Here is an 11743-nt window from a genome sequence, read left to right as displayed (position 1 = left end):
GACTTCAACGATTACTGTGCCGGTCCGGCCACCGCATCAGGACTTCAACGATTACTGTGCCGGCCCGGCCACCGCGTCGATCACCTCCGTGGATACCTCCGGCTTCGCCAAGACGGTACTGGCCGATAGCTGGGACGATGCCTACAGCACTGCGGTAGACAGCACCGTACGGGTGGGTGACACCGTGACCTATGCGCTGACCCTGAGCCTGCGTGAAGGCCAGACTACCGGCGTGAACATCAGTGACACCCTGCCAGGTGACATGGAGCTGGTGAGCTTCAGTTATGTGAACAGCGCCAATATCACCTTTACCCCGACGGCCGAACCGGCCCCGGGTGACAGCGGCACGCTGAACTGGGCGCTGGGCGATATCAGCAACACCCCGGATGGGGTGGCCAATGATGATCTGGTGATTGAAGTGGAAGCGCGGGTGCTGGCCGGAGGCCTGACCCAGGTGGCGAGCACCGTGCTGAACAATGCGGCAACGGTGAATTACGACGGAGCCTCTTCGCTGTCGGATAACGTGGATATCACCGTTCTGCAGCCAGTGCTGAGCCAGATCATCAAGGAAGACCCGGCGGGCAACAGCTACCCGAACAGTGGCTCGGCGCTGACGGTGGATATCGTCAACGACACCATGTCCTACGTGCTGGAGACCTGTAACGATCCTGGCGCGGCGCCGGCCTATAACGTGCAGTTGGTGGATACCCTGGAGCAGGAGCTGGATGAAACCACCATCAGCAACCTGCAGGTCAGCGTAAACGGCGCAGGCCAGGCGCAGGGCAGCGGCTATAACTATGCATTGATACCGGGTAGTGGCAGTGCCGACAGCACCATGACCTTCGACTTGCTGGTGCCAGTGGAAGCGGGCCAGTGTGCCACCGTCAGCTATGACGTGGGTTTCTATACCAGCGTGCCGCCGAATCAGACCTGGGCCAACCGCATCCAGGTAAGCGATTACTGGTCGCTGCCGACCCCGACTACGGATGGAGAGCAGTACAGTCAGGCGACCCCTGCAGAATTCTGGATGACCAATGCAGGGGCAGACCCGCTGCCTGTGAAAGCGCTGATTTCCCCCAGCAGTCAGGTCACGATCGGCGAAACCGTCATCTACGAGATCACCATCCCGGCTATTGCTGCACAGCGGGATAATGTGGAGATCACGGATACCCTCGAAGCCGCATTGGCCTATGACAGCGCTACTGCCAACGTTGGTGGTGCCCCGGCGGCTCTGAATGTGAGTACGGCAGGCCAGGATCTGACCATGACGCTGGCCCAGATCCCCGCGGGAGATACGGCTGTCATCACCCTGACCACCCACGTGGTCAACACGGTCGATAGCAATGACAGTGATACTTTCCGCAACGAAGTGAGCTACACCTATGATGGTCTGGCCACGCCGCTGCCCAGTGCACCTTCTGATCTGCTCACTATTGTCGAGCCGCTGCTGACCATTGGTAAAACGGCCGCCAATCTCAGCAACCCGGGCAGCCCTGCAGCGGGCGGGGATACCATCGAATACACGGTGACCATGGTCAACACCGGTAGTTCGACGGCCTTCGACACCAATGTGACTGGGCCAGTGTGCCACCGTCAGCTACGACGTGGGCTTCTATACCAGCGTGCCGCCCAACAGTAACTGGGCCAACAATATTCTGCTCAACCGTTATGATTCCCTGCCTGCTCCGGCTATCGAGGGTGAACAGTACACCCCGCTGACCCCGGCTCAGTTCTGGATGACCAATGCGGTCGTGGATCCCGCGCCGGTGAAGACCGTGGTCTTGCCGGTGGCACCGGATACCGACGTGACCATTGGCGAGTCGGTGAGCTATGAGATCACCGTACCTGCCATCAACGCGGCCCGTGGCGGGGTGATTGTGACGGACACCCTCACCGACGAGTTGGTGTTCGACAGCGCCACAGTCTCCATTGCCGGAGCTGCAGCTGCACCCATCGCCAATACCGGAGTGGGTCAGGATCTGCAGTTCGACGTGGGTGATGTGCAGGCTGGCGATGATGTGGTCGTCACTGTGACAACCTATGTGGACAACTCTGCCATCACCAATGACAGTGTCGCCCTGGATAACAGTGCGTCCTACACCTATACCGACTATGCCGGTGCCGCCCTGGACAGTGCGCCCGCGGAGACGCTGACCATTGTCGAGCCGGTGCTGGGGCTGACCAAGGATGTGGCCAACCTGACCAATCCGGGGAGCCCGGCGGCAGGTGGCGATGTGCTGCAGTACACCGTCACCCTGGCCAACAGTGGCAATGCCACAGCCTTTGATACCAATGTGATCGATACCCTTCCTGCCGGACTGACCCTGGTGGCCAGTTCAGCCAGCGCCGAGATCGGTGGTGTTGCCGTGGTCGGCTTCAACCCTGATCCGACCATCAATGGTAATGAGCTGACCTGGGGTGCCGGTAACGGTGATGAAAGCCTGGATGTGCCAGCGGGCGAAAGTCTGGTGCTCACTTACCAGGTGACCGTGGGCGCGGCGTCCGGTGCGCTGGCCAATTCGGTGATCGCAGATTGGACCTCGCTGGATACCATCAATCCGCTGGAGCGTATTGGTGATAATTGTCCGGCCCCATCGGACTTCAATGATTACTGCGTGGGGCCGGTGGTATCGACCATCGATACCGCGGCGGACATCGATATCATCAAGTCCGTGTTCAATGTCACCACCGGTCAGGCGGGTGACAATGCCAGCCCCGGGGATGTGCTCGAGTACACCATCACCCTCGACAACCGCAATTCTGTCAGCCTGCCGGACTTCGATTTCCAGGATGATCCGGGAAGCTGGAACACGGATATCGTGTTCGCTCCAGGCAGCATGACCGCGTTGAGTGTGGTCGGCAGCACCTTCAACGATTTTACCGACATTAATGGCGGCACTAACGGCGCCGGTCTGGTTGATTTGCGTAATTTGGTGCTGGGTGCTGATGGCAGCGGTTCCGATGTGGTGACGATCACTTTCCAGATTACCCTGGCAGCGGTGATTACCAACGGCACCCTGGTGGAAAACCAGTCCGCCGTGATTGTCGGCGGGGCACCCGTTACCCCATTTGATCCGGCTGTTGGTGTTACCCAGACACTGATCATGTCCGCACCGCAGATGCAGGTGCAGAAGGTCTCAGCGGATATCACCGGGGACCTCACGGTGCTGAGCCCCGGCGATACCCTGCGTTACACCATCACCGTGGTGAACATCGGCAACGAAAATGCACTGGATGTGTACCTGCGCGATGCCATTCCGCAGTACACCACTTACGTGCCGAATAGCACCACTCTGAATGGCAATGTGGTGGCCGATCCGGCAGTGGGCATTTCCGCGCTGGAAAGCGGCATGCTGATCAATGCTCCGGTTAACGTGACGCCGGGTGCCATGGATGCGGACCCTGCGGCGGGGGCAGATGCCACTGCCACTATTGGCTTTGATGTCATTGTCGACAGCGATGCGCTGCCGGGTACCCGTATCGTCAACCAGGGCTTTGTGGCAGGTGACGGTGCAGGCGGTACTCCGATTCTGGAACAGCCTTCCGATGATCCGGCGACTGCTGTGGCGGATGATCCCACCGTGGATATCGTCGGCAACCTGCCGCTGCTGGATGTGCAGAAGACGGTGATGCTGGATCCCGCCAGTGATGCCAACAACAACGGCGCGCCGGACCCGACCGAGACCCTGATTTATACCTTCACGGTGACCAACACTGCCGATATTCCGGCCAGCGGAGTGACGCTGCAGGATGCGATCCCGGCGGGAACCCTTTATGTGACAGGTACGACCGTCACCACATTGAACGGTACCCCGGTGCCCGACAATGGCGCAGATTCCGCATTGGTGGCTGGCATGGAGGTCAACTCGCCAGGTGAAGCCGCAGGCGTAATCGCTGCCAACAGCTCGGCTGTGGTGACGCTGGAAGTGATCATCGATGCGGGCACCCTGCCGGGCGCAGTGATTATCAACCAGGGCACCATGACCAGCAACGAACTGCCGGATGAACTCACTGACCAGGATGGCGTGGATTCCAATGGCGACCAGCCGACGGAAATCATTGTCGGTGAAGCCCAGCAGGTTTCCATTGCCAAGAGTGTGCTGGTGGTGGGCGGCGGCGCCGCTTTGCCCGGCTCTGAGCTGGAATACACTGTGCAAGTCACCAACGAAGGTGTGGTGCCGGCTACCCAGGTAGTGATTCAGGATGATCTGGCCTGGCTGACCGGCGTTGGTACTTATGTGGCAGGCTCTGCCCGTCTCAATGGCGGCGTGGCCGGTGTCACCGAAGGTGCCATTCTGGTGGGAGACTACGGTACTGCCTACGGTGATCTGGCACCGGGTGACAGCGCGGTATTGCGCTTCCGTATTCTGCTGGACGACACCGTGCTGGCCGGAACCACCTTCACCAACACGGGTGTGGTGAACTGGAATAACAATACCCAGACGGCCAACAGCAGTGTGACATCCCAGGTCGGTGCCATACCCGGCACTGCCACCCTGTCAGGCTTCCTCTGGCACGATGTGGATTTTGATGACGTCTTCGATGCCACTGAAACCGCGCTGGTAGATTGGGAAATTCAGGCGTGGCAGAACAATGTATTGCTGCGCAGCACCATTGCGGCAAACGATGGTTCCTACAGCATTGTCGGCCTGCCGGAGACGCAGCCGGGAGACACCTACGAGTTGCGTTTCGTGGCACCGGGAGCCACGGCGAGCACGGCTCCGCTGGGTTACACCCACTCTGATCCGGCGTTTACTGATGGTTTGCAGGTGATCACCGGCATTACGGCTGCTGCCGATAGTCTGGTGGCGGACCTTAACCTGCCCATCGATCCCAATGGGGTGGTGTATAACTCCATCACCCGCGAAGCGGTAGCGGGCGCCACGTTGACCATGGTGGACGCCAGCGGCAATGCGGTAGCGGCCAGCTGTTTCGACAGCACCGCCCAGCAAGGTCAGGTCACGCTGCCTTCCGGGTTCTACAAGTTTGATTTGAACTTCAGTGACGGGTCCTGTCCGTCAGCTGCGGACTACCGTATCCAGGTGACGCCGCCTGCCGGTGCCTTTACGCCGGGTGAATCCACGGTGATTCCGCCACTGACCGGTGAGCAGACGGCTGCCTACGATGCTGTAGTGTGTTCCGCCGATGCCATCGTGGGCACGGCGGAGTGTGAGGCCCAGGTCTCTGCAGCAGCACCGCCTGCTTCCGTGAGTGCGGGCAGCCCGTTGAGTGGTTATTACCTGAAACTGATGTTTGCCGGTGCCAGTGCGGATGATCGCCAGATCTTCAACAACCACATCCCGGTAGATCCGCAGCTCAGTGGCGCAGTGACCATTACCAAGACCGCCTCCATCGTGAATGTGAGCCGCGGTGAATTCGTACCGTACGTGATTCGTATCAACAACAGCTTTGGCAGCGACCTGTCTGACCTGGCCATCGTGGATAGCTTCCCGGCGGGCTTCAAGTATGTGAAGGACTCTGCCCGTCTTGATGACCAGCCGGTGGAACCGGAGGTACAAGGGCGCAACCTTATCTGGCGAGGCCTGGACCTTTCAGCAAGCGGACAGCACACCCTCAAGTTGCTGTTCATTGTGGGTGCCGGTGTGGGCGAAGGCGAATACATCAACCGCGCCCAGGTATTCCAGGCGCGCACCACCCGAGCCAAGCTGGCGAATGCGGATTCCGTTTCCGGCGAAGCCCAGGCCACGGTGCGAGTGGTTCCTGATCCGGACTTCGACTGTACCGACGTGATTGGCAAGGTCTATGACGATGCCAACATGAACGGCTATCAGGATGACGGAGAGGCAGGCTTGCCGAATGTCCGCGCCGTGACCGCCCGTGGTCTGATCGTGACCAGCGATCAGTACGGCCGCTTCCATATCACCTGTGCGGTGGTGCCCAACGAGCTGCGTGGCTCCAACTTCATTCTGAAAGTGGATGATCGTTCCCTGCCTTCCGGCTACCGCCTGACCACCGAAAACCCGCTGGTGCGTCGTGCCACCCGAGGCAAGATGGTCAAGTTCAACTTCGGTGCGGCGCTGCACCGGGTGGTGAGGCTGGATGTCGCTGATCCTGTTTTCGAGTCTGGCACTGCCGACATGCGGTTGCAGTGGAGCTCCCGCATGCCATTGCTGATGGAACAGCTGGTGGAAGAGCAGTCCATTCTGCGCATCGCCTACATGGCGGAAACCGAAGATGAAGGCCTGGTGGAAGACCGCCTCAAGGCCATCAAGAAACAGATTGCCCGCAAATGGACCGAGCTGGGGAACCCTTACGAGCTGGTGATAGAGACGGAAGTTTTCTGGCGAACCGGCGCACCTCTGAAAGGAGGTAGCAAGTAATGAACAGGCTTACCGTGCTAACGACAAAAATGAAAACGCTATCCCTGCTTGTCGCAGGTGCTCCGCTGCTGCGCAAGACGCTGGGTATCAGTGCTCTGGGTTTGGCAGTGGGGCTGAGCGCACCGCTGCAGGCCCAGGAGGCCACCGAGGAAGCCGCTGCAGAGAAACCGGCCAAAGCGCAAGTTCGCGAAACTGCGCCGCTCGGCGAGGCGGTTGAACGCCAGCTGCCCTTGTATATGGACTATCAGACCTGGGTGCAGGACCCAAGCCGCTACGAACAGAATCTGGGGGATCGCATTGAGACCCAGACTGAAGAAGTGGAAAACCTCAAGACCATCAAGCTGACCAATGTCGTGCCGCCGATTCGCTATCAATCCGGGGTTTCTGAAATCCCGGCTGAGTACGTGGAGAGGCTACGTGGTGTACTGGATGGCATGAAGGGACGCTTGAACGTGCGCCTGCACTTTGTGGGTCACTCCGATAACGTGCCGTTGTTTGGTGCCCTGCGCGCCCGTCTTGGGGACAACACTGGCCTGTCCCGTGAGCGTGCCGGTGCTGCCGCAGAATACTTCCAGGTGGCGCTGGATCTGCCACCGGAATCCATTTCCTATGAAGGCATGGGGGAATCCCAGCCGTTGGCGTCCAATGACTCGGCAGCGGGCCGTGCCGAAAACCGCCGGGTGGAAGTGGAAGTCTGGTACGACGAAGTCGAGAAAAAGACCGTCGAGAAAGATGTGGTAGTGGAAGAGAAACTCAACCGGGTGAAAGTCTGCCGGGTGGAGACGGTGTGTAAGCTGACCTATCAGGAAGGGCATTCCAAGCGTACCCGAGTGAAGAATCTGGTACCGCCGCTGCACTTTAATGATGAGTCCGTGGAGATTCCTGAATCTTTCCAGAGACATATCCAGCAGGCACTGGAAAACCTGGCGGACAAGGACAACGTGGTTATCCGGCTGATCGGTTACACCGACAATGCGACGATTACCGGTCGTGATGCGCGTATTTACGGTACCCACGAAGGTCTGTCGAAAGCGCGTGCCCGCCGGGCGTTATTGGCCTTGCAGGATGCGCTATCCCTGCCTTCTACCATGCTGGAAAGTACCGGTAAGGGCAGCAGTAACCCGATTGCTTCCAACGAAGCAGAATCCGGGCGGGCGCTCAATCGCCGGGTTGAAGTGGAATTCTGGTACGACGATATCCTGCAGTCCCTGTCCAGTGAGCCGCAGATGTGTCCGGAAGAGGCGGGTGCCGAAACCGTCACGCGAACCTATGATCCGCCCTCAGGGGCAATTCGTCCGGTGATCTACAAACAGGGCGATCCGGTCATTGCCGACGGTTATATGGCGCGTCTGGCCAGCATCCTTGAGGATGTGAAAGACAAGTCCAATGTGCGTCTGCGTTTCATCGGCTATACCAGCAATGAGCGTCTGGATCGCCGTACTGCCATGGTCTACGGCGATGACGTAGGGCTGTCTACGGCGCGAGCCCGCCGGGTGATGGAGGCGGTCAGCCAGCAGCTGAAACTCACCGAAGAACAGACCGAGTTTGAAGGTCGCGGCCACGTGCAAAGCGATGATGTGGTCAATGCGGGTTTTGTCGAATCTGATGTGTCCCGTGTGGACGTCGAAGTCGTCTATGACGAACTGGCAGTGCTGGATGATCTGGAAGGGGTGGATATTCAGCGCCTGACTCGTGAAGTCGACATGGCCAATCCCTATGCGCTGAACCTGATGCGTATCAGCGTGGATGGCAAGGCCATTGATGACCCGCTGAAAAGCTCGGCGGATGTGCAGCGTTGTACCGACGTGGCACTGGAAGATACCGATATCCAGTTCAAGTTCGACAACCTGGAAATCAAACCGCGCCTGAACGTGAGTGCCTGGCCGAATACCGTGGCGGGGCAGGACAACCCGCAAACCGAAGGCCCGGACAATCTGGTTCAGTTCCGTGCCTACAGCAACTACCCGGCCTATCTAGACAAGGCAGAAGTACGCATTTTCGAACTGGGCAAGTCTGTCCGCGATGAGCCGCTGGCAGTGGTGGAATTGCCCGTCAATGGCGATGGTGAATGGCTGGTGGAACTGGGTGAGAAAACCTCCGGTACCGATCTGCGTTATCTGCTAAGGGTTTACGACAAGGAAGGCCGTTACGACGAAACTTCACCGCAGACCCTGTGGGTAGTGGATGAAGTGACCCCGGAAGATCTTGCCGACAAGAAGGATGAGTACCTGACCCCCGACGAAGAGTTGAAAGTGGGGTACGGGGAAAACCGGCTGGTGCGTTCCGAGATCCCTCTCAACGGCGGGACCATCCGGGTTTACGGGAATGCGATTCCGGAAGGGCGCGAAGTCTTTGTTGCCGGGCGCAGCGTGCCGGTGGCGACAGAAGGTGAATTTGCGGTCGAGGAAATTCTTCCTCCCGGTTTGCATACCGTAGAAGTCGCGGTCATCGATAACGAAGGTAACGGTGAATTGTTCCTGCGGGATCTGGAGCTGGAAAAGAACGACTGGTTCTATGTGGGTGTGGCTGATGTCACCGCCTCCTACGGTGATACAGATGGCCCCGCCAAGCTGGTTACCGGTGACGATTACTACGACGACAAGTTCAATCTGTATGGCCGCCTGGCGTTCTACACCCGAGGCAAGTTTGGAGAGGACTGGCAGCTGACTTCCAGTGCCGACACACTGGATGGCCCGGTGGAAGATCTGTTTACCGGCTTTATGGATAAGTCCCCGGATGCCATGTTCCGTCGTATTGATCCGGACTATTACTTCCCCACTTACGGCGATGACAGCACCGTGGAAGACGGTGCGCCTACCCTGGGCAAGTTCTACCTGAAAGTGCAGCGTGATGATGATTACGGGATGTGGGGTAACTTCCACACCAGTTATCTGGATACCACGTTGGCGCAGGTGGATCGCAGTCTCTACGGGGGTAAGTTGCACTACGAATCCGCTGGCGTCACCAGTTTCGGTGAGCAGCGCTTTATGATCGACGGTTTTGTGGCGGATCCAGGCACCATTGCCGGCCGCGATGAATTCCGCGGTACAGGTGGTTCGCTTTACTACCTGCGTCATCTGGATGTGCTGGAAGGGTCTGACCGGGTACGCGTGGAAGTCCGTGACAAGGATTCCGGCATCGTGCTGGCCGTGAAGAATCTGGTGCCCGGGGTTGATTACGATATTGATTACCTGCAAGGCCGGGTAATGCTCAACGAGCCTCTGTCACCGAAGATGGCGGATGAGCTGCTGGTCTCCACCGATGCCGGTAGCGGCAACGACGTTTTCCTGGTGGCTCGCTATGAGTACACCTTCAGCTTTGAGGAAACCAGCGACCTGTCTCAGGGTGGCCGGATGCACTACTGGTTTGGCGATCATGTGAAACTGGGTGTAACGGGTAGTAACTCCAGTGAAGAGGCCAGCAGCGATCTGGGGTCCGTGGATTTAACCTTGCGCAAGAGCGCCCGGACCTGGGTGAAAACCGAATTTGCTACCAGCGAGGGCTCTGACGATTCCACCTTCTTCTCCACCGATGGCGGTTACAACTTTGCCGGCGTCAGCAATGGGGCATTGCCTGGCGAAGACATCACCGCCGATGCCAATCGGGTAGATGCCAGTGTTGGCTTCCGTGACGTGTGGGACAAGGCGGTGGACGGTAACGTGACCGCGTATCGTCAGGAAGTGGAAGCCGGTTACTCCGCACCTGGTCAGATCACCGCCAAGGACACCGAGCAGGTGGGTGCCACCTTGCAGATGCCGGTGACCAAGAGCACCGACGTGACGGTGAAGGTGGATAGTCTGGAGCAGGAGCAGGGGCTGGAAACCAGTGCTGCAGAACTGAATGTGGGGCAGCGCCTGAATGAACAATGGCGAGTCAGTGCGGGGGTGCGTCAGGAGAAGCGTGAAGATAACTCTGTGGTAGTGCCGCTGACTCAGGTGGAAGGGGATCGCACCGATGTGGTATTGCGCGGTGACTATGATTCTCTCAAGCGCTGGGCTGCCTATGGTTATGCCCAGAGCACGGCTTCCAAGGATGGCAATCAGGAAGACAATGGCCGCGTCGGTGCCGGTGGTGAACTGCGCCTGACCGACCGCTGGCGCACCAATGGTGAAGTATCCGGCGGTGATCTTGGCGTGGGGGCTGAAGCCGGGACCGAGTTCCAGGTGTCGGATCGCAGCAACCTGTATCTGAATTATGCGTTGGAAAATGAGCGTAGCGATAACGGTGTGCGTGCCCGCCGCGGTGACATGGCCACCGGTGTGCGCAGCCGTTACTCGGACACCACCAGTGTGTATCTGGAAGAACGCTACAGCCATGGTGATGTGCCCACCGGCCTGACTCATGCTACCGGTGTGGACATCGCGCCGAATGACCGCTGGAATTACGGAGCCACTCTGGATTTTGGCACCTTGCGGGATCGTCAAACCGGTGCTGAGCAAGAGCGTCAGGCTTATGGTTTCAAGGTTGGCTACGGTCACAACGCCGTGCAGATGGCGAGTATTCTTGAGTATCGAATCGACAAGATGGAAGCCGCCAATCTGAGCGATTCCGAACGCAAGACCTGGTTGACCAAGAATAGCCTCAAGTATCAGTTCACCCCGGACTGGCGTTTGATCGGTCGTCTGAACTACTCAGACAGCGACAGCTCACTGGGAGACTTTTATGACGGTCGCTTTATCGAAGCGATCTTCGGCTACGGTTACCGCCCGGTGTATAACGATCGCCTCAACGTGCTGGCCAAGTACACTTACTTCTACAACTTGCCCACTGCCGATCAGGTCACGCTGAATAACACCAGCGCGGAGTTTATTCAGAAGAGTCATATTTTGTCTCTGGATGCGATCTATGATCTGACCCGCCGCTGGAGTATCGGTGGCAAGTACGCCTACCGTCTCGGCCAGATCAGCCAGGACCGAGCCGATCCGGAATTTTTCGACAGCCGTGCCAGCCTCTATGTGGCGCGAGTTGATTGGCATTTCATTCGCAAGTGGGATGCGACTCTGGAAGGCCGCTTGCTGGATCTGCCTGATGCCGAGGACAGCAAGAGCGGTATGCTGGCAGCGATCTATCGCCATCTGAACGATAATCTGAAATTAGGTGTGGGCTACAACTTCAGTACCTTCTCCGATGATCTGACCGATCTGGATTACGATCATGAAGGGGCGTTTATCAACCTGGTTGGCAAGATCTAAAAAGCAGCTACAAGCTTCAAGTTACAAGGCGCGGATGGGGAGGGCAGTAAACGTCGCCTGCTCTGCCCGCGTACCAAGCTTACAAGGAGAGGCCGCGCTCGATGATTTGGGCGCGGTCTTTTTGTTTGGGCTGCTCGTAACACGGCGTATGCCACTCCTCCGTGCATTGCAACAGCACCCGGTACTTTCTGGAAGCAACCTGATTTTACT

At 58.3% G+C, this 11743-nt stretch carries 3 protein-coding genes; all 3 read left to right on the top strand.

Going from position 1 to position 11743, the window contains the following annotated elements:
- On the top strand, nt 1–1639 hold a 1639-nt coding region (locus Y5S_RS08640), incomplete at its 5' end, for an isopeptide-forming domain-containing fimbrial protein (RefSeq protein ID WP_156107670.1).
- The gene (locus Y5S_RS08635; RefSeq protein WP_035232218.1) at nt 1605–6341 is read left to right on the top strand and encodes an isopeptide-forming domain-containing fimbrial protein; all 4737 of its coding nucleotides are present in this window, start codon (nt 1605–1607) and stop codon (nt 6339–6341) included. The genes Y5S_RS08640 and Y5S_RS08635, both read left to right, overlap by 35 nt.
- Nucleotides 6341–11533, top strand: a complete 5193-nt coding sequence (locus Y5S_RS08630; RefSeq protein WP_156107668.1) for an OmpA family protein — start codon at nt 6341–6343, stop codon at nt 11531–11533. Before Y5S_RS08635 ends, Y5S_RS08630 begins: the two co-directional genes overlap by 1 nt.
- Nucleotides 11534–11743: the final 210 nt, after the last annotated feature.

Source organism: Alcanivorax nanhaiticus, from assembly GCF_000756665.1.
In the GTDB taxonomy this organism is placed as follows: Bacteria; Pseudomonadota; Gammaproteobacteria; order Pseudomonadales; family Alcanivoracaceae; genus Alcanivorax; species Alcanivorax nanhaiticus.
Note: the sequence above shows the minus strand (reverse complement) of the source record. Positions and strands in the feature narration are given on the sequence as shown.

Coding starts and splice junctions, on each gene's coding strand:
- Y5S_RS08630 (WP_156107668.1), top strand. CDS start 6,341: ATGAACAGGCTTACCGTGCTAACGACAAAAATGAAAACGCTATCCCTG.